The organism is Streptomyces sp. Root431 (genome assembly GCF_001426585.1).
In the GTDB taxonomy this organism is placed as follows: Bacteria; Actinomycetota; Actinomycetes; order Streptomycetales; family Streptomycetaceae; genus Streptomyces; species Streptomyces stackebrandtii.
Window position 1 is genome coordinate 34,702 of record NZ_LMEI01000002.1, and the last position, 24,873, is coordinate 59,574.

General features: G+C 72.3%; 23 protein-coding genes. 10 read left to right on the forward strand and 13 right to left on the reverse strand.

The genetic code is table 11. From position 1 onward, the window contains the following. Positions 1-48 precede the first annotated feature (48 nt). From ASC82_RS04005 to deoC, 3 genes are read right to left on the reverse strand one after another with little or no spacing between them, the layout of a single operon-like run. Positions 49-945, reverse strand: a complete 897-nt coding sequence (locus tag ASC82_RS04005; RefSeq protein ID WP_024755351.1) for an aldehyde dehydrogenase family protein — start codon at positions 943-945, stop codon at positions 49-51. Continuing rightward, positions 938-2,374 carry an aldehyde dehydrogenase family protein gene (locus ASC82_RS04010; protein WP_056641732.1) on the reverse strand — a complete coding sequence of 479 codons (1,437 nt, stop codon included), beginning with the start codon at positions 2,372-2,374 and terminating at the stop codon, positions 938-940. The genes ASC82_RS04005 and ASC82_RS04010 overlap by 8 nt, the downstream gene beginning before the upstream one ends. Positions 2,375-2,388: 14 nt before the next feature. Next, positions 2,389-3,348: a deoxyribose-phosphate aldolase gene (gene deoC, locus ASC82_RS04015; RefSeq protein ID WP_056641646.1), complete on the reverse strand. Its 960-nt coding sequence runs from the start codon at positions 3,346-3,348 to the stop codon at positions 2,389-2,391. A 250-nt stretch (positions 3,349-3,598) separates the two neighbouring features. Between deoC and ASC82_RS30320 the strand changes: the two genes are divergently transcribed. From ASC82_RS30320 to ASC82_RS04030, 3 genes are all read left to right on the forward strand, one after another. After that, entirely contained in the window at positions 3,599-5,134 is a 1,536-nt protein-coding gene (locus ASC82_RS30320) for a hypothetical protein (protein WP_056641649.1), read from the forward strand. A gap of 210 nt (positions 5,135-5,344) precedes the next feature. Next, positions 5,345-5,980 (forward strand): class F sortase, encoded by a 636-nt coding sequence (locus ASC82_RS04025; protein ID WP_056641652.1) that lies wholly within the window; start codon positions 5,345-5,347, stop codon positions 5,978-5,980. Between the two features lie 34 nt (positions 5,981-6,014). Then, a complete protein-coding gene (locus tag ASC82_RS04030; protein ID WP_079039028.1) occupies positions 6,015-6,767 on the forward strand; it encodes a PH domain-containing protein in 753 nt (250 codons plus the stop codon). A gap of 200 nt (positions 6,768-6,967) precedes the next feature. On the opposite strand, the gene ASC82_RS04035 is transcribed toward ASC82_RS04030, so the two are convergent. From ASC82_RS04035 to ASC82_RS04045, 3 genes are all read right to left on the reverse strand, one after another. Further along, a complete protein-coding gene (locus tag ASC82_RS04035) occupies positions 6,968-8,620 on the reverse strand; it encodes a phospho-sugar mutase (protein WP_056641655.1) in 1,653 nt (550 codons plus the stop codon). Positions 8,621-9,018: 398 nt separating this feature from the next. After that, entirely contained in the window at positions 9,019-9,822 is an 804-nt protein-coding gene (locus ASC82_RS04040; protein WP_024758983.1) for a purine-nucleoside phosphorylase, read from the reverse strand. Between the two features lie 265 nt (positions 9,823-10,087). Next, positions 10,088-10,525, reverse strand: coding sequence for a gamma-glutamylcyclotransferase (locus ASC82_RS04045; RefSeq protein WP_056641657.1), 438 nt, complete (start codon positions 10,523-10,525; stop codon positions 10,088-10,090). A 226-nt stretch (positions 10,526-10,751) separates the two neighbouring features. Between ASC82_RS04045 and ASC82_RS04050 the strand changes: the two genes are divergently transcribed. Both ASC82_RS04050 and ASC82_RS04055 read left to right on the forward strand, forming a co-directional pair. Beyond that, complete coding sequence (locus ASC82_RS04050; protein ID WP_056641660.1) at positions 10,752-12,191, forward strand: NAD(P)H-quinone dehydrogenase; 1,440 nt, start codon at positions 10,752-10,754, stop codon at positions 12,189-12,191. Positions 12,192-12,392: 201 nt separating this feature from the next. Continuing rightward, a complete protein-coding gene (locus ASC82_RS04055; protein WP_078627141.1) occupies positions 12,393-13,355 on the forward strand; it encodes a DeoR/GlpR family DNA-binding transcription regulator in 963 nt (320 codons plus the stop codon). A gap of 84 nt (positions 13,356-13,439) precedes the next feature. On the opposite strand, the gene ASC82_RS04060 is transcribed toward ASC82_RS04055, so the two are convergent. Continuing rightward, complete coding sequence (locus tag ASC82_RS04060; RefSeq protein ID WP_056641663.1) at positions 13,440-13,985, reverse strand: helix-turn-helix domain-containing protein; 546 nt, start codon at positions 13,983-13,985, stop codon at positions 13,440-13,442. A 73-nt stretch (positions 13,986-14,058) separates the two neighbouring features. After that, positions 14,059-15,813, reverse strand: a complete 1,755-nt coding sequence (locus tag ASC82_RS04065) for a biotin carboxylase N-terminal domain-containing protein (protein WP_056641665.1) — start codon at positions 15,811-15,813, stop codon at positions 14,059-14,061. A gap of 373 nt (positions 15,814-16,186) precedes the next feature. On the opposite strand from ASC82_RS04065, the gene ASC82_RS04070 reads away from it, so the two are divergent. Then, a complete protein-coding gene (locus ASC82_RS04070) occupies positions 16,187-16,633 on the forward strand; it encodes a hypothetical protein (RefSeq protein WP_056641737.1) in 447 nt (148 codons plus the stop codon). A gap of 25 nt (positions 16,634-16,658) precedes the next feature. Here ASC82_RS04070 and ASC82_RS04075 read toward each other — a convergent pair whose 3' ends face one another. From ASC82_RS04075 to ASC82_RS04080, 3 genes are all read right to left on the reverse strand, one after another. Continuing rightward, positions 16,659-17,264, reverse strand: a complete 606-nt coding sequence (locus ASC82_RS04075) for a nucleoside triphosphate pyrophosphatase (RefSeq protein WP_056641668.1) — start codon at positions 17,262-17,264, stop codon at positions 16,659-16,661. A gap of 58 nt (positions 17,265-17,322) precedes the next feature. Next, the gene (locus ASC82_RS31335; protein ID WP_260605506.1) at positions 17,323-17,451 is read right to left on the reverse strand and encodes a hypothetical protein; all 129 of its coding nucleotides are present in this window, start codon (positions 17,449-17,451) and stop codon (positions 17,323-17,325) included. A gap of 92 nt (positions 17,452-17,543) precedes the next feature. Next, on the reverse strand, positions 17,544-18,179 hold the full coding sequence (locus ASC82_RS04080) for a TetR/AcrR family transcriptional regulator (protein ID WP_056641671.1): 636 nt from the start codon (positions 18,177-18,179) through the stop codon (positions 17,544-17,546). 71 nt (positions 18,180-18,250) lie between these two features. Between ASC82_RS04080 and ASC82_RS04085 the strand changes: the two genes are divergently transcribed. Then, the gene (locus ASC82_RS04085) at positions 18,251-19,645 is read left to right on the forward strand and encodes an MFS transporter (RefSeq protein WP_056641673.1); all 1,395 of its coding nucleotides are present in this window, start codon (positions 18,251-18,253) and stop codon (positions 19,643-19,645) included. 142 nt (positions 19,646-19,787) lie between these two features. Here the strand turns inward: ASC82_RS04085 and ASC82_RS04090 are convergent, their stop codons facing one another. Further along, the gene (locus ASC82_RS04090) at positions 19,788-20,000 is read right to left on the reverse strand and encodes an acyl-CoA carboxylase subunit epsilon (RefSeq protein WP_024758973.1); all 213 of its coding nucleotides are present in this window, start codon (positions 19,998-20,000) and stop codon (positions 19,788-19,790) included. Between the two features lie 27 nt (positions 20,001-20,027). Continuing rightward, entirely contained in the window at positions 20,028-21,620 is a 1,593-nt protein-coding gene (locus tag ASC82_RS04095; RefSeq protein ID WP_056641677.1) for an acyl-CoA carboxylase subunit beta, read from the reverse strand. A gap of 134 nt (positions 21,621-21,754) precedes the next feature. On the opposite strand from ASC82_RS04095, the gene ASC82_RS04100 reads away from it, so the two are divergent. The 3 genes from ASC82_RS04100 (at position 21,755) to ASC82_RS04110 (ending at position 24,820) form a co-directional block, all read left to right on the forward strand. After that, positions 21,755-22,606 (forward strand): biotin--[acetyl-CoA-carboxylase] ligase, encoded by an 852-nt coding sequence (locus tag ASC82_RS04100; RefSeq protein ID WP_056641680.1) that lies wholly within the window; start codon positions 21,755-21,757, stop codon positions 22,604-22,606. A gap of 190 nt (positions 22,607-22,796) precedes the next feature. Continuing rightward, positions 22,797-23,960: an adenylate/guanylate cyclase domain-containing protein gene (locus ASC82_RS04105; protein ID WP_056641683.1), complete on the forward strand. Its 1,164-nt coding sequence runs from the start codon at positions 22,797-22,799 to the stop codon at positions 23,958-23,960. A 65-nt stretch (positions 23,961-24,025) separates the two neighbouring features. Next, entirely contained in the window at positions 24,026-24,820 is a 795-nt protein-coding gene (locus tag ASC82_RS04110; RefSeq protein ID WP_056641686.1) for an enoyl-CoA hydratase-related protein, read from the forward strand. Positions 24,821-24,873: the final 53 nt, after the last annotated feature.

The following is a 24,873-nucleotide window of genomic DNA, read 5'->3' on the forward strand; positions in this document are numbered from 1 at the left end:
TGCGCAAGGCCCCCCGGTGCGCACACCGGGGGGCCTTGCGGAGGGGGACTAGTACGAGGAGCCGCTCGCGCCCAGCGAACCCGTCGGGTGCCAGACCGTCTTGGTCTCCAGGAAGGCGGTCATGCGGTCCGTGCCGGGGGACTCGGCGAAGTCCTCGGTACGGGGGCGCAGGACGCGCTTCAGGTTGTCCGCGGCCGCGATCTCCAGGTCGCGGGCGAGGTCGCCCTCGGTCGCGCCCGTCAGGTCGATCGCGTTGACGTCCTGGTGGGCCGCGAGGTGCGGGCCCATCTCGGAGGCCTTGCCGGAGAGGATGTTGACCACGCCGCCCGGGAGGTCGGAGGTGGCCAGGACCTCGCCCAGGGAGAGGGCGGGGAGCGGCGACTTCTCGCTCGCGATCACGACGGCCGTGTTGCCCGTCGCGATCACCGGGGCGATCACCGAGACCAGGCCCAGGAACGACGAGTCCTGGGGGGCGACGACGGTGACGACGCCGGTCGGCTCGGGGGAGGAGAGGTTGAAGTACGGGCCCGCGACCGGGTTCGCACCGCCCACGACCTGGGCGATCTTGTCGGTCCAGCCCGCGTACCAGACCCAGCGGTCGATGGCCGCGTCGACGACCGCGGCCGCCTTCGACTTCGACAGGCCCTCCGCGTCCGCGACCTCGCGGACGAACTGCTCCCGGCGGCCCTCCAGCATCTCGGCGACGCGGTAGAGGATCTGGCCGCGGTTGTACGCGGTCGCGCCGGCCCAGCCGCCGAAGGCCTTGCGGGCGGCGACGACCGCGTCACGGGCGTCCTTGCGGGAGGAGAGCGGCGCGTTCGCCAGCCACTTGCCCTTCGAGTCGCTCACCTCGTACACCCGGCCGCTCTCGGAGCGGGGGAACTTGCCCCCGACGTACAGCTTGTAGGTCTTGAAGACGTTCAGACGCGTCTGCTGCTCAGACATCGAGGTAAGCCTCCAGGCCGTGGCGACCGCCTTCGCGGCCGAAGCCCGACTCCTTGTATCCGCCGAAGGGCGAGGTCGGGTCGAACTTGTTGAACGTGTTGGCCCAGACGACACCCGCGCGGAGCTTGGACGCGACCGCCAGGATGCGGGAGCCCTTCTCCGTCCAGATGCCGGCGGACAGGCCGTACTGGCTGTTGTTCGCCTTCGCCACGGCCTCGTCCGGCGTACGGAACGTCAGCACCGACAGGACCGGGCCGAAGATCTCGTCGCGGGCGATCCGGTGCGCCTGCGTGACGTTCGTGAAGAGCGTCGGGGCGAACCAGTAGCCGGCCGACGGGATCTCGCAGGAGGCGGTCCAGCGCTCGGCGCCCTCCGCCTCGCCCTGGTCCACCAGCGAGGTGATGCGGGCCAGCTGCTCCGAGGAGTTGATGGCGCCGATGTCGGTGTTCTTGTCGAGCGGGTCGCCCAGGCGCAGGGTGTTCAGGCGGCGCTTGAGCGAGTCGAGCAGCTCGTCCTGGATCGACTCCTGGACGAGGAGGCGCGAGCCCGCGCAGCAGACCTGGCCCTGGTTGAAGAAGATGCCGTTGACGATGCCCTCGACGGCCTGGTCGATCGGGGCGTCGTCGAAGACGATGTTGGCGCCCTTGCCGCCCAGCTCCAGCGTCACCTTCTTGTCGGTGCCGGCGATCGAGCGCGCGATGGCCTTGCCGACGGCGGTCGAACCGGTGAAGGCGACCTTGTTGACGTCCGGGTGCTCGACCAGCGCGGCGCCCGTCTCCCCGTAACCGGGAAGGATGTTGACGACGCCCTTCGGCAGCCCCGCCTGGCGGCAGATGTCCGCGAAGAACAGGGCGGAGAGCGGGGTCGTCTCGGCCGGCTTCAGGACGACGGTGTTGCCCGTCGCGAGCGCCGGGGCGATCTTCCACGCCAGCATGAGCAGCGGGAAGTTCCACGGGATGACCTGGCCGGCCACGCCCAGCGGGCGCGGGTTCGCGCCGTAACCGGCGTGGTCGAGCTTGTCGGCCCAGCCCGCGTAGTAGAAGAAGTGCGCGGCGACCAGCGGGAGGTCCGCGTCGCGCGTCTCCTTGATCGGCTTGCCGTTGTCCAGGGTCTCCAGGACGGCCAGCTCGCGGCTGCGCTCCTGGATGATCCGGGCGATGCGGAAGAGGTACTTGGCGCGCTCGGAGCCGGGCAGCGCGGACCACTTCTCGAAGGCCTTCCGCGCCGCCTTCACCGCGCGGTCCACGTCCTCGGCGCCCGCCTGGGCGACCTCGGACAGGACCTCCTCGGTGGAGGGGGAGACGGTCTTGAAGACCTTGCCGTCGGCCGCCTCGACGAACTCGCCGTCGATGAACAGGCCGTAGGAGGGGGCGATGTCGACGACGGACCGGGACTCGGGCGCCGGCGCGTACTCGAATGCAGATGCCATGTTGACCATGTTGATCAGTCCACCGTCACGTAATCGGGGCCGGAGTAGCGGCCGGTAGCCAGCTTCTGGCGCTGCATCAGCAGGTCGTTGAGCAGGCTGGAGGCGCCGAAGCGGAACCAGTGGTTATCCAGCCAGTCCTCACCGACGGTCTCGTTGACGAGGACCAGGAACTTGATCGCTTCCTTGGTGTTGCGGATGCCGCCGGCCGGCTTCACACCGATCTGCACGCCGGTCTGCGCGCGGAAGTCGCGCACGGCCTCCAGCATGAGCAGGGTGTTGGCGGGGGTGGCGTTGACCGCGACCTTGCCGGTCGAGGTCTTGATGAAGTCCGCGCCGGCCATCATGCCGAGCCAGGAGGCACGGCGGATGTTGTCGTACGTGGACAGCTCGCCGGTCTCGAAGATCACCTTGAGGCGGGCGCGGTCGCCGCACTCCGCCTTGATCGCGGCGATCTGCTCGTAGACCTTCAGGTAGTGGCCGGAGAGGAACGCGCCACGGTCGATGACCATGTCGATCTCGTCGGCGCCCGCGGCGATGGCGTCGGCCGTGTCGGCGAGCTTCACGGGGAGCGCGGCGCGCCCGGCCGGGAAGGCGGTGGCGACCGAGGCGACCTTGACGCCGGAGCCCGCGACGGCGGCCTTGGCGGTGGCCACCATGTCGGGATAGACGCAGACGGCGGCGGTCGTCGGGGTCGTGCGGTCGGTCGGATCGGGGTTGACGGCCTTGGCGGCGAGCGCCCGGACCTTGCCCGGGGTGTCCGCGCCTTCGAGCGTCGTCAGGTCGATCATGGAAATGGCCAGGTCGATGGCGTAGGCCTTGGCCGTGGTCTTGATCGATCGGGTGCCGAGGGACGCGGCGCGCGCCTCCAGGCCGACGGCGTCGACGCCGGGCAGCCCGTGGAGGAAGCGGCGCAGCGCACTGTCGGACGCGGTCACGTCGGCGAAAGCGGAAGCTGCGGATGCAGTGGTGGGCATGGTCACCAGTCGAGCATATCTACGCGCGTAGCGACCTGTACAGGGGAGGGCCTTCACGGAGCCCGAGGTCACAGGGGGTCCGGCGGCGTGGTGACGCCTGTCACAGGCCCGTGACATGGAGCGGACGACTCCTGAATACAAGATCATTAGATTCTTTCTTGCAGCCAGCCAGACCTCACCGGACACAGTCGGACCGAGAAACAGCGGCATGCGACTCACCCAACCACCTGCCTCTTCCACAGGAGTCGTTATGCGCACCGCCCTTCGCACCGCCATCGCCACCGCCCTCGTCGCGGGTGTCGCGATCGCCCCGGCCCTCACCGCCGGCACCGCCTTCGCCGCCGACGGTCCGGCCGCCGTGAATCCCGTCGCGTCGTCCGCGACCGCCGCGCCGTCCGCGACTTCCGCGCCCGTCGCGCCTTCCGTTCCGGCTGCGAGCGCCCCGGCCGAGCAGGCTGCCACCCCGGCCGAGCCCCAGGCCGGGACCCCGGCCGCCGCCCCGGCCGAGAGCGCCACCGCCCAGGCCGGGACCGCGACCGCCCCGGTCCGCACCGTCCGGCTCGCGGGCGGGCTGTCGGCCAAGGTGTACGCGAAGGGCGACCAGCACCCGTACTACACCGCCACCGTCGTCAAGGACGGCCGGACGCTCGGTGAGCTGAAGGCCGGGGCCGGCTACGGCGGGAAGGACACCGAGGTCTTCGCCGGATACGCGGTGACCCTGACCTCCGAGGGCCAGGTGACCGCGAAGGCGACCGCGGGCGAGACCCCGCAGGGCACCCTCGTCCGCACCCGGACCCTCGTCGACGGCACGGTCGCCAAGATCTACAAGGTCGCCGACGGCCACCACCGCGCCGAGCTCTTCCAGCAGGGCAAGCGGGTCGGCACGCTCGACGCCGACCACTGGTCGGTCGCCGCCAACAACAACGGCGCCTTCCTCGTCCTCAACGCCGACGGCACCACCTACAACTGGGTCGGCAACTACCTCCCGGGCGCCAAGCCCGGTCAGTACAAGCTGGCCAACGGCGTCCGCCTGGAGCTCGTCAAGAGGGACGGCCGCTACGGCATCCAGGAGATCCGCCTGGGCGTCGGCACCGGCGTCTCCTACCTGAAGGGGGACCGCCAGGTCTACGGCTTCACCGGCGGTGGCCTCGTCGTCCTGGAGCGGGACGGTGGCCTCGCCGCCTACATCCCCGGCGCCGCCAAGCAGTCCGCCCCGACGCCGTACACCCGTGACGACGCCTGCACCATCTACACCGAGGTCGGCATCGGCGCGGGCACCAAGGCCGCGCTCACCATGAGCCCGAACGGCCCGACCGCCACCCTCCGCGACATCGGCAGCGACAAGCAGGTCTACACGACGCTCGACCGCAACCACCCCTCGCTGCCGAAGAGCGCCGGCATCATCGCGCGCATCGACAACCCCTTCAGCGCCACGCCCACCCTCTACACCAAGGTCGAGGGCGGCACGGCCAAGGGCGCTACGCACGCCTTCCCGAAGATGCAGAAGGGCTGCACGCTCAACCCGGTCAAGGGCACCAGCACCCCCGTCACCGGCACCACGGGCACCAACGGCCACAACGGCAGCAACGGCAGCAACGGCCTCACGGTCAACACCGGCGGTCAGACCTCCGTCGTCCCGCGCGGCGGTGTCGCGGCCGGCGCCGAACTCGGCACGGAGGGGGACTCCACGGCCCTGTTCGCCACGGGCGCCGGCGCGGCCTCGCTCGCCGCCGCGGGTCTCGGCTTCGTCGTCCTGCGCCGCCGGAACGCCGCCTCGCGCGCCTGATCTCCGCCTCGTCCGACCGGTACGTCGTCCCATCGGTACGTCGTGCCGCCGGTTACCCCGACCCACCGGTTACCCCGTCCCACCAGTTCCCGGCCCTTTGACCCGAGCGGGAGCACACCCCCCGGCCGGTCGCCGCGTCCCGCGCGGCGGCCGGCCGGACCCCTTCGCCGTCCGGCCTCGCCCGTCTGCCCGTCCGCCCGGAGCCCGCCCGTGAACCGCCGCCCTCGCCGCGTCCGTACCGCCCCACTCCTCCTCGTGGCCGTCCTCGCCGCCCTCACCGGCTGCTCGGCCGGGACCACGCCACCCACCACCCCGCCCGCGCGGGTCTCCGAGGCCACGGCCGCCCCCGTGCCCACCGTGAGCGCCGTCCCCGCGCGGCCGCTGTCCCGCTCGCTGCCCGTCCGCGTCCGGGTGCCCGCCGCAGGTGTGGACACCGGTCCCGTCCTGGAGCTGGGGCTCGCCGCCGACGGCACCGTCGAGGTGCCCTCGGTCGAGGACGCCGACCGCATCGGCTGGTACGACAAGGGCGTCACGCCCGGCGAGACCGGCCCCGCCGTCCTCATCGGCCACTTCGACACCGCCCGCGGCCCGGCCGTCCTCAAGGACGTCTCGCGGGTCCGGGTGGGTGACGAGATCGCCGTGACCAGGGCGGACGGCAAGGTCGCCGTCTTCCGCGTCCGGGAGCTGGAGCAGGTCGACAAGAAGACGTTCCCGACGGCCAAGGTGTACCGCGACACCACGCGCCCCGAGCTGCGCCTCATCACCTGCGGCGGCGAGCTCGTCGACGGTCACCGCCCCGACAACATCATTCTGTACGCGGATCTCGTGGCCACGCGGGCCGCCTGAGCCCTCACGGGCCCGCTGAGGCAGAATCGGCGGCATGACGACCCCGGAGCCGACCCCCGAGCCGACCCCCGAGCCGACGCCTGCGCCGAGCTCCGAGCCGACCCCCGAGTCGACCCGCAAGGCGACCCCCGAGCCGACCCCCGAGGCGGCCCCCCGTAAGCCCGAGGCCGAGGCCGAGCCCGAGTACGCCGACCGCGTGTTCCGCTCGCCCCTCGGCATCGCGAGCGGGGTGTTCCTGGTGGTCCTCGCGCTCTTGTTCGGCGGCGACGCGCTGATCCGCGGCGAGGGCCGGACGCCCTGGGTCGCGCTCGCGGGGCTCGTCCTCGTCATCCCGCTGATCGTGGCCTTCACGATCCGGCCCGCCGTGTACGCCAACGACCGGCGGCTCCGCATCCGCAACCCGTTCCGGTCGATCACGCTGCCCTGGGCGACGATCGCCGACATCCGCGCCGGGTACTCCAGCGAGGCCTTCACGCAGGAGGGCGTCAAGTACCAGCTGTGGGCCATCCCGGTCTCGCTGCGCCAGCGGAAGCGCGCCGCGCGGAAGGCCGCCCGTGCCTCGCAGGACGACCCCCACGGCCGTACCTCCGTCACCGCCGACGTGCGTGACAGCAGCTCCCGGACCGCGCCCAGCGACCAGACCGTCGCCGACCTGCGGGAGCTCGCCGAGCTCCACGCCGGGAACCCGGGCGCGCAGGGCGAGCCGCAGGTGCGCTGGGCGTACGAGATCATCGGCCCCGCGGTCGCCGGGCTGCTGCTCCTCGTCATCCTCCTCGCGACGGGCTGACCCGACGAGCTGACCTGTCGGGCCGACCTGTCGGGCCGACCCGAAGCCCGACCCGACGGGTCGTTCCGGCAGGCCGAACCGGGCCGGTGCCCAAGGGGCAACGGTCCGGTGAAGCGTTCCACCGGCAATTGGCACCCGGTACAGCCGAAGGGCCGGTACGGGATCACTCCCGCACCGGCCCTTCGCGTACGTCCTCGGGGTCAGAGCCCCGCGGCCGCGCTCAGGTCGCGCTTGATCGCGGCCAGCAGCTCCGCGCCCTTCGCGCGGGCCGGCGCCAGCTCGCGGGCGTCGGCGACCGGGACGACGACCTCCAGGTAGCACTTGAGCTTGGGCTCGGTGCCGCTCGGGCGGACGATCACCCGGGCCTTGTAGTCGCCCTCCAGGTGGTAGCGCAGGCCGTCCGTCGGCGGCAGCGACTCCGTGCCCTTCGTCAGGTCCTCCGCGGAGACGACCGTCAGACCGGCCAGCGAGACCGGCGGCCGCTCGCGCAGCGCGGCCATCGCGTTCGCGATGATCCCCAGGTCCTCGACCCGCACCGACAGCTGGTCCGTGGCGTGCAGCCCGTGGGCCACCGCCAGGTCGTCCAGCAGGCCGAGGAGCGTGCGGTCCTGCTCCTTGAGCACCGAGGCCAGCTCGACGACGAGCAGCGCGGCCGTGATGCCGTCCTTGTCGCGGACGCCCTCGGGGTCGACGCAGTAGCCGAGCGCCTCCTCGTAGCCGTACCGCAGCCCCTCGACGCGGGCGATCCACTTGAAGCCGGTCAGTGTCTCCTCGTACCCGACCCCGGCCGCCTCGGCGATCCGGCCGAGCAGCGAGGACGACACGATCGACTCGGCGAAGACGCCCGTCGCGCCCTTGTGCACCAGGTGCGCGGCGAGCAGCGCGCCCACCTCGTCGCCGCGGAGCATCCGCCAGCCGCCCTCGACGGCGGCGTCCGGCACGGCCACCGCGCAGCGGTCGGCGTCCGGGTCGTTGGCGATGATCAGGTCGGGGTCCACGGCCCGGGCCGCCTCGAAGGCGAGGTCCATGGCACCCGGCTCCTCCGGGTTCGGGAAGGCGACCGTCGGGAAGGCCGGGTCGGGCTCGGCCTGCGCGGCGACGAGCGCGGGCGGCGGGAAGCCGGCCCGGGCGAAGGCCGCCGTCAGGACGTCCTTGCCGACGCCGTGCATGGCCGTGTAGACGGTCCGCGCGGTCCGGGGGGACCCGGGGGTCAGGACGGCGTCCGTACGCGCCAGGTAGGCCTCCAGGACCTCGTCGCCGAGGGTCTCCCAGCCGGCCTCCGGGTGGGGCACGTCCGCGAGGGAGCGCACCGCGTCGATCTCGGCGGCGATCTCCGCGTCCGCGGGCGGCACGATCTGCGAGCCGTCGCCCAGGTAGACCTTGTAGCCGTTGTCGCGCGGCGGGTTGTGGCTCGCGGTCACCTCGACACCGGCGACGGCGCCCAGATGCCTTATGGCGAACGCGAGGACGGGCGTCGGCAGCGGGCGCGGCAGGACGGCCGCGCGCAGCCCGGCGCCGATCATCACGGCGGCGGTGTCGCGGGCGAAGTCGGCGGACTTGTAGCGGGCGTCGTAGCCGATGACGACGAGCCCGCCCTCCTGGCCCTTCGCCTTGAGGTACGCGGCGAGGCCCGCGGCGGCGCGGATGACGACGGAACGGTTCATCCGCATGGGGCCGGCACCGAGCTCGCCGCGGAGGCCGGCGGTGCCGAACTGGAGGGTGCCGGCGAAGCGGGCGGTGAGCTCGCGCGTGTCACCCGCCTCGATGAGCTTCGCGAGCTCCTCGCGGGTCTCGGTGTCGGGGTCCTCGGCGAGCCAGGCCTGGGCCCTGGCGAGGAGGTCGTCCTGCGTCACGGTGTGCCTTTCGGGGTGGAGCGGGCGGGCGGGAGGAGGGTGCGGGGGCGTGAGCCGCTGCGCGGAGCCATTCCCCACCCCGCCCCTTCCCGAACTGGGGGCAGGCCCCCAGACCCCCGTACGGCCTGCGGCCGTGCCCTCGAACGCCGGGCGGGCTGATGTTCCGCCCGGCGGGCGGAACATCAGCCCCGCCGGCGTTCGAGGCGCGGGGTCCGGGGCGGAGCCCCGGTTTCGGGAAGGGGCGGGGTGGGGGAGAGGCCCCGCGCAGCGGCACCGGCCGCCGGGCGCCGCGCTGGGCGTGCGTGCGGCGGGGACACCCGGCGGTCGGAGGCCGCCGCAGGGCTCCGAAGCCCGCTCGGCCCCCTGGGGCCGAGCGGTGCGAGGAGCGCCGGAAAAGCTCAGATCCGGTCGAGGACCCGCGTCAGCAGCTCACCCATGCGCGCCGCCGAGTCGCGCCCGGCCTGGAGCACTTCCTCGTGGTTCAGCGGCTCGCCCGAGAGCCCCGCCGCCAGGTTCGTGACGAGGGAGATGCCCAGGACCTCGGCGCCGGCCTCGCGGGCCGCGATCGCCTCGAGGGTGGTGGACATGCCGACGAGGTCGCCGCCCATGGCGCGGACCATGTTGATCTCGGCCGGGGTCTCGTAGTGCGGCCCGGGGAACTGGACGTAGACGCCCTCCTCCAGGGTCTCGTCGACCTCCTTGCACAGCGCGCGCAGCCGCGGCGAGTACAGGTCGGTGAGGTCCACGAAGTTCGCGCCGACGATCGGGGAGGCGGCCGTCAGGTTGATGTGGTCGCTGATCAGGACCGGCTGGCCGGGGCGCATGCCCTGGCGGAGGCCGCCGCAGCCGTTGGTCAGGACGACGGTCTTGCAGCCGGCGGCGACGGCGGTGCGGACGCCGTGGGCGACGGAGGCGACGCCCCGGCCCTCGTAGAAGTGGGTGCGGCCGAGGAAGACCAGCGCGCGCTTCTCACCGATCTTGTACGAGCGGACCGTGCCGCCGTGGCCCTCGACGGCCGGCGGCGGGAAGCCGGGGAGCTCGGTCACCGGGAACTCGGCTTCGGGAGCACCGAGCGCGTCGACGGCGGGCGCCCAGCCCGAGCCCATGACCAGGGCGACGTCGTGGTTCTCGACGCCGGTCAGCTCGCGAAGACGTGCGGCAGCGGCCTCGGCGGCCTCGTACGGGGTGGCAGTTGCGTTCACTGACTCTCTCGCCTCGGGGAGGGGGGTCCGAGGGGAGCCCCGGACGGATTTGGTACGCGCAGAAGCGTAGCCGGAGAATCCCTACGCGCGTAGATGACGATGCTGACGGACATGCGATCGTTGTCTTGTCGTTTCCGACAAACGGGGGAGTCGCCCGCCCCGGACGGATTCGACGGACCGCGATGGTGCACGGCAGACCGCGGCAGACCGCGGCAAGCCAGGGCGAACCACGGCAGACCGCGGCGGATCACGCGGATCACGCGGATCAGCAGGGACGCTTGCGCAACTCCATCACGTAGTCGTGCGGCGCGCCCGCCGACTCGGCCGCGTCGGCGACCTCGCCCAGATACCGCGCGGACGGCAGCCCGCCCTCGTAGCCGTTGAGGACGTACACCCAGGCCGGCTCCTCGCCGTCGAGCGTGTCGACCCGCACCCGCATCCGCCGGTAGATGTCGAGGCCGACGCCCTCCCACCGGTCCATGGAGTCCTCGTCCATGGGGGCGATGTCGTACAGCGCCACGAAGACCTGCGAACGGGGGGCCTCCACGATGGTGGCCAGCGCTCCCTCCCAGCCCATCTGCTCGCCGCCGAAGGTCAGCCGCCAGCCGTTCAGCCAGCCGGTGCCGCGCAGCGGGGAGTGCGGTGCGCGGCGGCTCATCAGCCGCGCGTCGAGGTTGCCGGCGAAAGCGGCGTAGAGCGACATGGGACCGAGAGTACGGGAGCGGGCGGGGTGTCCGGCGAACTCCGAGGTGGCGGCCGTGCGGACGTCCCGCCGGAGCCCGGGTGGCGCGATTCGAGCCCCGGCGAGAGGCCGCGCCGGGCGTGCGGGAGAATGGGGTACGCACTTGAAGCGTGCGGGACAATGGCGTACGCACTGCACCCCAGCGGGGGGACTCCCCGGCAGAACGAGACGCGAGGCGTAGATCCCAGTGACCCGGATCGTGATCATCGGTGGCGGACCCGGCGGATACGAGGCGGCCCTGGTGGGCGCCCAACTCGGCGCGGAGGTGACCGTCGTCGACTGCGACGGCCTCGGCGGCGCGTCCGTCCTGACCGACTGTGTTCCCTCGAAGACGCTCATCGCCACGGCGGAGGTGATGACCACCTTCGACTCCTCCTATGAGGAACTCGGCATCATCGTCGCCGACGACACCCCGCACGTGGAGCAGGCCGCCCGCGTCGTCGGCGTCGACCTCGGCAAGGTCAACCGACGGGTGAAGCGCCTCGCGCTCGCCCAGTCGCACGACATCACCGCCTCCGTCACCCGGGCGGGCGCCCGCGTGCTGCGCGGCCGCGGCCGGCTCTCCGGCCGGCAGTCCATGGACGGTTCCCGCCAGGTGATCGTCACCGCCGCCGACGGCACGGAGGAGACGCTCACCGCGGACGCCGTGCTCATCGCGACCGGCGGCCACCCGCGCGAGGTCCCGGACGCCAAGCCGGACGGCGAGCGCATCCTCAACTGGACGCAGGTCTACGACCTCAAGGAGCTTCCCGAGGAGCTCATCGTGGTCGGTTCCGGCGTCACCGGCGCCGAGTTCGCCGGCGCGTACCAGGCGCTCGGCTCCCGCGTCACCCTCGTCTCCTCCCGCGACCGCGTGCTGCCGGGCGAGGACCCGGACGCCGCCGCCGTCCTGGAGGACGTCTTCCGCCGCCGCGGCATGAACGTCATGGCCCGCTCCCGCGCCGAGTCCGCCAAGCGGGTCGGCGACCGGGTCGAGGTCACCCTCGCGGACGGCCGCGTCATCTCCGGCACCCACTGCCTCATGGCCGTCGGCGCGATCCCGAACTCGGCCGGAATGGGACTGGAGGAGGCCGGCGTCAAGCTGAAGGACTCCGGTCACATCTGGACCGACAAGGTCTCCCGTACGAGCGCCCCCGGCGTCTACGCGGCCGGCGACGTCACCGGCGTCTTCGCGCTCGCCTCCGTCGCCGCCATGCAGGGCCGCATCGCGATGTACCACTTCCTCGGCGACGCGGTGGCCCCGCTCAACCTGAAGACGGTCTCCTCCAACGTCTTCACGGACCCCGAGATCGCCACCGTCGGCTACACGCAGGCCGACGTGGACGCGGGCAAGATCGACGCCAAGGTCGTCAAGCTGCCGCTGCTCCGCAACCCCCGCGCGAAGATGCAGGGCATCCGGGACGGCTTCGTCAAGATCTTCTGCCGCCCCGGCACGGGCATCGTGGTCGGCGGCTGCATCGTCGCCCCGAAGGCGAGCGAACTCATTCACCCGATCTCGATCGCGGTCGACAACAATCTGACCGTCGAACAGATCGCAAATGCTTTCACCGTGTACCCCTCCCTGTCGGGCTCGATCGCGGAAGTGGCACGGCAGTTGCACACCCGAAAGTCGGCGGGCGAGGCGTAACGCCCGGGCCGGGGACGGCTCCTGCCTGCGGGAACGGTTCGCCGACTCGGACAACCCCCGGCAAGGCGGGGCATAGCCCTGGCGCGCGACGGATCAATGACGGGGTCTCCCATACCACTTGGGGACCCCGTCTGTGCGCATCTTCTGCAATTCGGCGCATAGTGCTGAAAACTATCGCCCGGTCACGTTACTGTCAGTTTCGTGTTCGCTGCAGAACGTCGCCAGTTGATCCTCGAAATGGTGCGAGCCAATGGGGCCGTGTCGCTCCGCGAGCTCGCACGCGTCGTCCAGACCTCGGAGGTGACCGTACGGAGGGACGTACGGGCACTCGAGGCAGAAGGACTCCTCGACCGCCGTCACGGCGGTGCGGTGTTGCCGGGCGGATTCACGCGAGAATCCGGCTTCCCGCAGAAATCCCATCTCGCCACCGCGGAGAAGACGGCCATCGCCGACGTCGCGGCGAGCCTCGTCGAAGAGGGTGAGGCCATCGTCGTCGGTGCCGGGACGACCACGCAGGAGCTGGCCCGCCGGCTCGCCCGCGTGCCCGGTCTGACCGTCGTCACCAACTCCCTGCTCGTCGCCCAGGCCCTCGCCCACGCCAACCGGGTCGAGGTCGTCATGACCGGCGGCACCCTGCGCGGCTCCAACTACGCCCTCGTGGGCAGTGGGGCCGAGCAGTCGCTCCAGGGGCTGCGGGTCTCCCGGGCCTTCCTCTCCGGGAGCGGGCTCACGGCCGAGCGCGGGCTCTCCACGTCCAACATGCTCTCCGCGAGCGTGGACCGGGCCCTGGTGCAGGCGGCGGCGGAGGTCGTGGTCCTCGCCGACCACACCAAGCTCGGCGCCGACACCATGTTCCAGACGGTGCCGACGGACGTCATCACCCGGCTGGTGACCGACGAGCCGCCGGCCCACGACGAGCGGGCCGCCTCCGAGCTCCAGGCCCTCGCCGACCAGGGCGTGCAGATCGCCGTCGCGGGTACGGGCGCGGGGCCCGGCTCCGTCGGCGGTGAGCAGCACCCCCCGGGCGTCCGGCCCCGCCGTGACATGCCCCTCCCCGTCCAGCGCGGACGGATGGCGGCCGGTCAGTTCCGGGGGCCCGGCGGGGGGATGGCGGCGGAGACGCTGGAGCGCACGGCCCGGGTCGCGGACATGCGCCGCCGCTGAGCCGGAGAGCCGGGTAGGCGAGCCGAGTCGTGAGGGGCCCTCCCCCAGGGGTCCCGCGGCCGTGCCCCGTACCGTCCCCGTACCTCAGCCCTTGAGTCCCCGCAGCGTCAGCGCGAGCAGGCGGTCCGCCAACTCCGCGTCCTCCGGGCACTGTTCCGCCGCCAGCGCGATCGCGTTGGTGAGCTGCATCAGGTCGCCGATCGACACGTCGGCACGGACCTGCCCCGCCGCCTGGGCGCGCCCGAGCAGCGCCTCGCCCGCGGCGCGCAGCGGCACGCTGCACGAGGCGAGCGCCGAACTCCGGTCGTACGAGGCGGACATCAGCGCGTGCGCGAGCCCCCGGTACTCGCCCGCGTGGGCGATCAGGGCCCGCAGCCACTCCACGAGCGCCCGGCACGGCTCGCCGGCCTCGGCCAGCTCGTGCGAGCGGTGCAGGAGCGCCGTCAGGGCCTCCTGGAAGACGGCGTTCAGCAGATCGGCCCGAGTGGGGAAGTGGCGGTAGAGGGTGCCGATCCCCACGCCCGCGCGGCGGGCGACCTCCTCAAGGGGCGCGTCCGCACCCTGTGCGGCGAAGGCGGCCCTGGCCTCCGTGAGCAGCCGCTCGTGGTTGCGGCGCGCGTCGGCTCGCATCGGTGAACCCCCTCGGCGGAAGGGCCCGCAGGCTGCTGCCTGCGGGCCCTTCGTACCGTACGTGGTGCTGCGGTCAGTCCTTGATGTCGCAGATGGTGGCGCCGGACGTGACCGAGGCGCCGACCTCGGCGCTCAGGCCCTTGACGGTGCCGGAGCGGTGGGCGTTGAGGGGCTGCTCCATCTTCATGGCCTCCAGGACGACGATGAGGTCGCCCTCCTTGACCTCCTGGCCCTCCTCGACCGCGACCTTCACGATCGTGCCCTGCATCGGGGAGGCGAGGGTGTCGCCCGAGGCGGTCGGGCCGGACTTCTTCGCCGCCCGGCGCTTCGGCTTGGCACCCGCCGCGAGCCCGGTGCGGGCCAGCGTCATGCCGAGGGAGGACGGCAGGGAGACCTCGAGGCGCTTGCCGCCGACCTCGACGACGATCGTCTCGCGGCCCGACTCGTCCTCGTCCGCGTCGGCACCGGCCGGCGCGAAGGGCTTGATCTCGTTGACGAACTCCGTCTCGATCCACCGGGTGTGGACCCGGAACGGGTCGGCGGTGAACGCCGGGTCGACGACGACGGCCTGGTGGAACGGAATGGCCGTGGCCATGCCCTCCACCTTGAACTCGGCCAGGGCGCGGGCGGCGCGCTGGAGCGCCTGCTCGCGGGTCGCGCCGGTGACGATCAGCTTGGCCAGGAGCGAGTCCCAGGCCGGGCCGATCACGGAGCCGGACTCGACGCCCGCGTCCAGGCGGACGCCGGGGCCCGAGGGGGCGTCGAAGACGGTGACGGTGCCGGGGGCCGGCAGGAAGCCGCGGCCCGGGTCCTCGCCGTTGATGCGGAACTCGAAGGAGTGACCGCGGACCGCCGGGTCGCCGTAACCGAGCTCCTCGCCGTCGGCGATGCGGAACATCTCGCGGACCAGGTCGAGGCCGGTGACCTCTTCGGTGACCGGGTGTTCGACCTGGAGGCGGGTGTTGACCTCCAGGAAGGAGATCGTGCCGTCCGTGCCGACGAGGAACTCGACCGTGCCGGCGCCGACGTAGCCGGCCTCCTTCAGGATCGCCTTCGACGCCGCGTACAGCTCGGCGTTCTGCGCCTCCGTCAGGAACGGCGCGGGCGCCTCCTCGACGAGCTTCTGGTGGCGGCGCTGGAGTGAGCAGTCACGGGTCGAGACGACGACCACGTTGCCGTGGGTGTCGGCGAGGCACTGGGTCTCGACGTGGCGGGGCTTGTCCAGGTAGCGCTCCACGAAGCACTCGCCGCGACCGAAGGCCGCGACGGCCTCGCGGACGGCGGAGTCGTACAGCTCGGGGACCTCTTCCAGGGTCCGCGCGACCTTCAGACCGCGACCGCCGCCACCGAAGGCGGCCTTGATCGCGATGGGCAGCCCGTGCTCCTCCGCGAACGCCACGACCTCGTCCGCACCCGAGACCGGGTCGGGGGTGCCGGCGACCAGCGGGGCGCCGGCGCGCTGCGCGATGTGACGGGCCGCCACCTTGTCGCCCAGGTCGCGGATCGCCTGCGGCGGCGGGCCGATCCAGATGAGACCCGCGTCCAGGACGGCCTGCGCGAACTCGGCGTTCTCGGAGAGGAAGCCGTATCCGGGGTGGACGGCGTCCGCATCCGAGTCCTTCGCGGCCTGCAACACCTTGGCCATGTCCAGATAGCTGGTCGCCGGGGTGTCACCGCCCAGAGCGAACGCCTCGTCAGCCGCCCGGACGTGCAGAGCGTCCCGGTCCGGATCGGCGTACACGGCCACGCTGCCGATACCCGCGTCCCGGCACGCCCGGGCCACACGGACAGCGATTTCGCCACGGTTGGCGATGAGCACCTTGCGCACGATGGCTCCCTCCTTGAAACAAGCTGAGTTTAGGGACTGCCGACACGGCCTTTCGACCCGTCCCCAGTGGTGAGCTTGCCCACACGGAGCGTGACCCCGGGCCTGCTCGGGTCGTGAATTCCCTTGTCGCACCACGGTACGCAGGGTTCCTTTACGGCACAGTAGCTCCGAGGTGTGGCGCAGGTCTCTGTTCGTCCGGCCAGTCGCCATTCGGGTTTCTTTGTCGGGTCTCTACGAATGGCCCGTTGATTCTTTGCCGAGCGACCGGCCGCCGCCGTTCGTGTGCGAACTCTTGTCCGGAGGTTTACCGGCCAGTAGCCTTCGCGCTGTCGATCGTACTGTCGGTAACAGGCGAATCCAGGGGGTGGCCGAGGTGGCCCGCAGACCGATAGCCCTCGTGACGGCGGCGGTGCTCTTCCTCGAAGCACCCGGCATCGTCGCGATCAACGCAGTCATGGCGGGCTTCGTGGAGGCCCAGTCGATGTCGCTGGACGGCATGGACCCCGACGCCATGGTCGCCGGCACCTGGGGTCTCGGCATCGGCTCCGGCGTCGCGCTCGTCCTCTGCGGCCTCGTCGCCCTCGTCGCGGGCATCCGCGACCGCCGCCCGGGCCGCTTGGGCCGGGGGCTGCTCGTCGGCTGCGCGGTCGTGCACGGCATCCTCGGCGCGGTCGCCGTCGGCCTGCTCGGCTGGCCCTCGTTCGCCTTCCTGATGACCGTGGTCGGACTCGTCGTCCTCACCCTGGTGGCGTACGGGAAAGAGGCCGACGTCCCCGAGAAGGGGACCGACGCCCCCGAGGAGGCGCCGGCCGCCGCCTGAGCGATCAGGCCGCCCGTCGGGCGTGTCAGGCCCAGAGGTCCGTGATCTCGACGTCCAGCTTCCTGAGCAGCGTGCGCAGCAGCGGCAGCGACAGGCCGATCACATTGCCCGGGTCCCCGTCGATGCCGTCGATGAAGGGCGCCGAGCGCCCGTCCAGGGTGAACGCGCCCGCCACGTGCAGCGGTTCGCCGCTCGCCACGTACGCGGCGATCTCCGCGTCCGTCGGCTCGCCGAAGCGGACCACGGTGGAGGCCGTCGCCGACTCGTACCGCTTCGCGGCCGTGTCGTACACGCAGTGGCCGGTCTGGAGGATGCCGACCCGGCCGCGCATCGCCTTCCAGCGCGCGGTGGCCTCCTCGGCGTCGGCCGGCTTGCCGAGGGCCTGCTTGTCGAGCTCCAGGACCGAGTCGCAGCCGATGACGAGCGCGCCGAACGCCTCCGGCCTGGCGGCCACATGGGCGGCCTTGGCCTCCGCGAGGGCGAGCGCGAGCTCCGCCGGGGTCGGGGCGTGGACCTTGTCCTCGTCGACGCCGCTCACGATCACCTCGGGCGCGAGCCCGGCCTGACGGAGCAGCCCGAGCCGGGCGGGGGAGGCGGAGGCGAGGACGACACGGCGCGGGTCAGCAGTCATGGGGCCAGCGTAGTCAGTGCCGTGCCCCCGGAGTTCCCAAGCCGTGTCCGGACACGGCTCAGCGCGCGTTGACCACGATCATCTCCACCACCATCGCCAGCGCGAGGATCACACCGGCGCGGCGGAGCATCGCCTGCATCTCGCGCATGAACCTCGGCGGCTCGTTCTTCGGGTCGGACCACAGCATGCTCCGATCCTGCGGCCGGCGGGCGCGGGGCGCCTGAGTACGGATACTCAAGCGTCCCCGTACCGAAGGACTATTCGCGCTGCCCGAGCCCCCTAGGGGGTGGGGAAGACCCCGGCGCGCGCGGCCGCGAGCGCCGCCGCCGCGGCCCGTTCGGCGACGTCCGCGGTGAGCTCCTCGTGGGTGACGGCGAAGCGGTAGTAGAGCGGCGCGGAGACGGCGCGGAGCAGCTCCACCGGGTCCGTGCCCTCGGGGATCTCGCCGCGGGCCACGCCCCGGGTGACGACCGGGGCCCATTCGGCGAGCCGGGTGCGGTAGAAGCCGGCGAGCGCGCGGGCGCACTCCTCGTCGCAGGCCGCCGCGGCGATGACCGCGTGGAAGACGGCGCCCATCCGGGGGTCGGTGAGGGTGTCCCGTACGAGCTCGGCGTTGGCCCGCAGGTCGCCCGCGAGGCCGCCGGTGTCGGCGGCGGGCAGGGACTGCTCCGCCATGTCGTGCAGGAGGTCGGTGACGAGGCCGACGGGAGAGCCCCAGCGGCGGTAGACGGTGGTCTTGCCGACGCCCGCGCTCGCGGCGATCCGGTCCATGTTCAGGGCGTGGAAGCCGCTGTCCGCGAGGGCGTCCCGGGTGGCGTCGAGGACGGCCCCGCGGACCTTCGCGGTGCGGCCGCCGGGGCGGAGGGTGCCGGGCGAGGCCGGTCGGCTCTCACTCAAATGGGTCTCCTGTTCCATTAAGACCTTCGACTCTGCTACGGTACGGGACATCTTAACGGAACTTGCTTCCCATTAAGGAGCCGTTCGTCATGGCCACGCTGGATCTCCCCACCACCACCCCCCTCCGCCCCGACCGCATGACCGGCCGGATGCGGCTCGTCCTCGTCGTCCTCCTCCTCGCCCAATTCATGCTCGCCGTCGACTTCTCGATCCTGAACGTCGCGCTCCCCGTGATCGGCCAGGGACTCGGCTTCACCCTCGGCGGCCTCCAGTGGATCGCCACCGCCTTCGCCCTCGCCGCCGCCGGCTTCACCCTCCTCTTCGGGCGCGTCGCCGACCTCGTCGGCCGCCGCCGCCTCTTCCTCGGCGGCATGGCCCTCCTCGGCGTGTCGTCCCTCGCCGGCGGACTCGCCACCGGCCCCGAGATGCTGATGGCCGCCCGGGTCGCCCAGGGCCTCGCCACCGCCGCCGTCACCCCCGCAGGGCTCTCCCTGCTCACCGCCTCCTTCCCGGAGGGCCCCCTGCGCGCCAAGGCGCTCGGACTCAACGGCGCCCTCATGTCCGCGGGCTTCACCACCGGCGCGATCCTCGGCGGAGTCCTCACCGACCTGCTCTCCTGGCGCTGGGCGTTCTTCATCAACGTGCCCGTGGCCCTCGCCGTCCTCCTCGTCGCCCCCGCCGTCCTGAGCGAGAGCCGCCCGCCCGTCCGCCCCCGCCTCGACGTCCCCGGCGCGATCACCGTCACCGGCGGCCTCCTCGCCCTCGTCTACGGCCTCACCGTCGCCGGCGAACACGGCTGGACCGACCCCACCGCGCTCACCGCCCTCGCCGCGGGCGCCGCGCTCCTCGTCGCCTTCGTGCTCGTCGAACGCCGGGCCGCCTCACCCCTCGTCCCCGTCCACGTCCTGAAGCGCCCCACCGTCGTCTGGGGCAACCTCGCCGGGCTCGTCGCCTTCGTCACCGAGACCTCGCTGGTCTTCCTCATGACCCTCTACCTCCAGGACGTCCTCGGCTTCTCGCCCCTCGCCGCCGGACTCGCCTTCGGCGTCCTCGGCGCCGGCACGGTCCTCGGCGGCGTCCTCGCCTCCCGCTTCATCGGCCGCTTCGGCGCCCGCTCCGCACTCGTCACCGGCGGACTCCTCCAGGCCGCCGCCACCCTCTCCCTGTACGGGCTGGGCGACGACCGCGGCAGCCTCGCGCTGCTGCTCGCCGCGACCTTCGCCGGCGGCGTCGGCAACATGCTCGCGATCGTCGGCTTCATGGTCACCGCCACCTCGGGGCTCCCCGACGGCGAGCAGGGCATGGCGACCGGACTCGCGACCATGACCCAGCAGGTCGGCATCACCATGGGCACGCCGATCATGAGCGCCGTCGTCGTCACCGCGCCCGTGCTCCTCGACGGCATCGGCCTCGCGGTCCTCGTCAACGCCGCGATCGTCGCCGCCGGAGCCGTACTCGCCGGCGTCTTCCTCGGCCGCAGGTGACGCCGTACGGCATCAGGGCACGTACGACACCAGGGCACGGAAGAGCCGTACGGCACCAGGGCAAGGGAAGCCGTACGACACCAGGGCACGGAAAAGGCCGGACCCCCCGCACACGGGGTCCGGCCTTCTCGCGTTCCGACTGCTACACGGGCCAGTACGACCTGGCCCAGGCCCGCGGGCCCGGCCGGTGGCGCACCGTCCGCGCGATACGGGACGGGTCGGACCACCCCTCCGGTACCGCCGGGCCGCCGCCCTCGGCGGACGCCGCCGCCGTGGCCGCGGCCCGGGCCTGAACCACCGCCAGTGCGGCGGCCAGCTCCTCGGGCGTCGGATTTCCTCGTACGACCTTGATCACAACGGCTCCTTCAACGCTCGTACGCGGCTACAGCGGGATGTTGCCGTGCTTCTTCGGGGGAAGGGATTCCCGCTTCGTGCGGAGCTGACGCAGCCCCTTCACGATCTGCGGGCGCGTGTCCGACGGCATGACCACCCCGTCGATGTAGCCGCGCTCGGCCGCGATGTACGGGTTGAGCAGGGCGTCCTCGTACTCCTGCATCAGCCGCGCCCGCTCCGCCTCCTGGTCCTCGGCCTCGGCGATGGTCCTGCGGTGCAGGATGTTCACCGCGCCCTGCGCGCCCATCACCGCGATCTGCGCCGTCGGCCACGCCAGGTTCAGGTCGGCGCCCAGGTGCTTCGAGCCCATGACGTCGTACGCGCCGCCGAAGGCCTTCCGGGTGATGACCGTGATCAGCGGGACCGTGGCCTCCGCGTACGCGTAGATCAGCTTCGCGCCGCGCCGGATGATGCCGCCGTACTCCTGGTCCACACCCGGCAGGAAGCCGGGCACGTCCACGAACGTCAGCACCGGGATGTTGAAGGCGTCGCACGTCCGGACGAACCGCGCGGCCTTCTCGGACGCGTTGATGTCCAGGCAGCCGGCGAACTGCATCGGCTGGTTCGCGACGACACCCACCGGGAAGCCCTCGACGCGGCCGAAGCCGGTCAGGATGTTCGGCGCGAACAGCGCCTGCGTCTCCAGGAACTCGCCGTCGTCGAGGACGTGCTCGATGACCTTGTGCATGTCGTACGGCTGGTTGGCCGAGTCCGGGATCAGCGTGTCGAGCTCGCGGTCCTCGTCGCTCACCTCGGTGTCGGCGACCTCGGGGAAGGCCGGCGGCTCGGAGAGGTTGTTCGACGGCAGGTAGGACAGCAGGGACTTCACGTACTCGATGGCGTCCTTCTCGTCCCCCGCCATGTGGTGCGCCACGCCCGAGGTCGCGTTGTGCGTCCGGGCGCCGCCCAGCTCCTCGAAGCCCACGTCCTCGCCGGTCACCGTCTTGATGACGTCCGGTCCCGTGATGAACATGTGCGAGGTCTGGTCCACCATCACCGTGAAGTCGGTGATCGCGGGCGAGTACACCGCGCCGCCCGCGCACGGGCCGACGATCAGGGAGATCTGCGGGATCACCCCGGAGGCGTGGGTGTTGCGGCGGAAGATCTCGCCGTACATGCCGAGCGCGCTCACACCCTCCTGGATGCGGGCGCCGCCGGAGTCGTTGATGCCGATGACCGGGCAGCCGGTCTTCAGCGCGAAGTCCATCACCTTGATGATCTTCTGGCCGTACGTCTCGCCGAGCGCCCCGCCGAAGACCGTGAAGTCCTGCGAGAACACGGCCACGGGACGCCCGTCGACCGTGCCGTACCCGGTGACGACACCGTCTCCGTACGGCCGGTTCTTCTCCAGACCGAAGTTGGTCGACCGGTGCCGGGCCAGCTCGTCCAGCTCGACGAACGACCCTTCGTCGAGGAGAAGGGCGATCCGCTCGCGCGCGGTCAGCTTGCCCTTCGCGTGCTGCTTCTCCACCGCGCGCTCCGAGCCGGCGTGCGTGGCCTCGTCGATACGGCGCTTGAGGTCCGCGATCTTGCCCGCGGTCGTGTGAATGTCGATCTCGTACTGCTCTGCCGGCTCGGACATCGGGATGCGGCTCCCTGCCTGGTCACGGGGGGTTCGTTGACTACGAATGGGCTACTGCTGAGCTACTGACCCGTAGCGTATCGACGCCGATACGGTTCGGCACTGCGGTCTTTGCCACACCTACTCTGGCTTGCATGACGACCTCTCAAGGCTCAGGCCGGCCCTGGTCCGACCTCGACCGGCCCCCGCTGAACGCCCCCGCCCTCCGCCGCGCGCTCGTGCAGCCCGGTGGCCTGTGGACCTCGCTCGACGTGGTCGGCAGCACCGGCTCCACCAACAGCGACCTCGCCGCCCGCGCCGACGAGCTGCCCGAGGGGGCCGTGCTCGTCGCCGAGGAGCAGACGGCGGGGCGCGGCCGGCTCGACCGCAGCTGGACGGCGCCCGCGCGGTCCGGACTCTTCCTGTCCGTGCTCCTCAAGCCGGAGGTGCCCGTGCACCGCTGGGGCTGGCTCCCGCTGCTCACCGGAGTGGCCGCCGCGACGGGCCTCGCGAAGGCCGCCGGGACCGACATGTCCCTCAAGTGGCCGAACGACCTGCTGGTTTCCGTCGGCGATGAGGAGCGCAAGGCCGGCGGCATCCTCGCCGAGCGCGCCGGCGAGGACGCGATCGTCGTCGGACTCGGCATCAACGTCACGCTCCGTGAGAGCGAGCTGCCCGTCCCGGCGGCCGGCTCGCTCCTCCTCGCCGACGCCGTCTCCACCGACCGCGACACCCTCCTGCGGGCCGTCCTGCGCTCCCTCGCCCAGTGGTACGGCGACTGGGTCCGGGCCGACGGCGACCCCGAGGCCTCGGGCCTCCAGGCGGCCTACACGGCCGGCTGCGCGACCCTCGGGCGCCGCGTCCGGGCCGACCTGCCCGGCGAGCGGATGCTGGAGGGCGAGGCGGTCGCCCTGGACGGCGACGGGCGCCTCGTGGTGGCCACGGAGGGCGGCGGCACGGAGGCGGTCGGCGCGGGCGACATCGTCCACCTGCGGACCCCCGCCTGACGGCCGCCGAGGGCGATCCCGGGGTGAGGGGTGCGCGGCGCGGGTGTCCGGTGACGGGTCGGACCCCGTCCACGGGACGGAATGGCTCGCCGTTCAGGCGTGAGCCATTCCACACCTGTCGTATCGTGGAGCGCGATCCAGGCGACAGATCGGCAGGACAAGTGGGCAGGGAACGGGCAGGAGGCGGCCGGTGACCGTCGACGACGCGAACGCGGGCGGCGAATCCGAACCATCCCCGTTTCCCGTACCCGAGCCCTCCGCGTACCCCACCCCCCACCACGAGGTCGACCACACGGCCGAGCCGAGCGACGACCCCCTCGCCATTCGGCTGGAACAGCTGATCCTCGGCGCCGACCGCCGCTACACCCCCTTCCAGGCCGCCCGTACCGCCGGTGTCTCCATGGAGCTCGCCTCCCGCTTCTGGCGCGCGATGGGCTTCGCCGACATCGGCCAGGCCAAGGCGCTCACCGAGGCCGACGTCCTCGCGCTGCGCCGGCTCGCCGGTCTCGTCGAGGCCGGACTGCTCAGCGAGCCCATGGCCGTGCAGGTCGCCCGCTCCACCGGACAGACCACCGCCCGGCTGGCCGAATGGCAGATCGACTCCTTCCTGGAGGGCCTCACCGAGCCGCCCGAGCCCGGCATGACCCGCACCGAGGTGACATATCCCCTCGTCGAGCTGCTCCTGCCCGAGCTGGAGGAGTTCCTGATCTACGTGTGGCGGCGGCAGCTCGCGGCCGCCACCGGCCGGGTCGTGCAGGCCGCCGACGACGAGGAGATGGTCGACCGGCGGCTCGCCGTCGGCTTCGCGGACCTCGTCGGCTTCACCCGGCTCACCCGCCGCCTGGAGGAGGAGGAGCTCGGCGAACTCGTCGAGGCCTTCGAGACGACCTGCGCCGACCTCGTCGCCGCGCACGGCGGCCGGCTCATCAAGACCCTCGGCGACGAGGTGCTCTACTGCGCCGACGACCCCGGCACGGCCGCCGAGATCGCCCTCCGGCTCATCGAGACCCTCGGCCACGACGAGACGATGCCCGCCCTGCGCGTCGGCATCGCCTTCGGCACGGTGACGACCCGGATGGGCGACGTCTTCGGCACCACCGTGAACCTCGCCAGCCGCCTCACCTCGATAGCTCCGAAGGACGCCGTGCTCGTCGACGGCGCGCTCGCGAAGGAGCTGTCCAGGACCGGGGACGCGCCCGTCTCGGAGACCGAGGCGGCGGAGGAGGCGGCCCGCGCGGAGAAGGAGGGCCGCAAGCCCGCCACGTACCGCTTCGCGCTCCAGCCGATGTGGCAGCGGCCCGTGCGCGGCCTCGGCGTCGTGGAGCCCTGGCTCCTGACCCGCCGCCCGACCTAGGATCTGACGGTGAACGCCCGTTAACCGTCGTTAACGGGCCCGGGTCCGTCGGGAGGGTGTGCGGCATGTCCGAGCAGCGTTTTGGTGAGTTCGTGGTGGTCCGGAAGGACGGGGACGGGCATGTGGCCGAGCTCGTCCTCGACCGGCCCAAGGCGATGAACGCCGTCTCCTCCGAGATGGCCCGCTCCCTCGGCGCCGCCTGCGAGGCCCTCGCCGCCGACGCCTCCGTCCGCGTCACCGTCCTGACCTCCTCGAACGACCGGGCCTTCTGCGTCGGCGCCGACCTCAAGGAGCGCAACTCCTTCACCGACGCCGAGCTCGTCCGCCAGCGCCCCACCGCCCGCGCCGCCTACACCGGCGTCCTCGAACTGCCCATGCCGACCGTCGCCGCCGTGCACGGCTTCGCCCTCGGCGGCGGCTTCGAGCTGGCCCTCGCCTGCGACGTGATCGTGGCCGACGCGACCGCCGTCGTCGGCCTCCCCGAGGTCTCCGTGGGTGTCATCCCCGGCGGCGGCGGTACGCAGCTCCTCCCGCGCCGGGTGGGCGCGGCGCGCGCCGCCGAGCTGGTCTTCACGGCCCGCCGGGTCGAGGCGGCGGAGGCCCGCGAGCTGGGCCTCGTCGACCTCCTGGAGGAGGACGCGCGCACCGGCGCCCTGGCGCTCGCCGGGCGCATCGCCGCCAACTCGCCGGTCGGTCTGCGCGCCGCCAAGAAGGCCATGCGGCTCGGCCAGGGCCTGGACCTGCGGGCCGGTCTCGAGGTCGAGGACGCCGCGTGGCGGTCGGTGGCCTTCTCGGGGGACCGGGCGGAGGGCGTGGCGGCCTTCAACGAGAAGCGGAAGCCGGAGTGGCCCGGGGAGTGAGCCGTCGTCCTCGGTGACCCGGCCGGATTTTCACTCCATGTCACTTTCCGTGA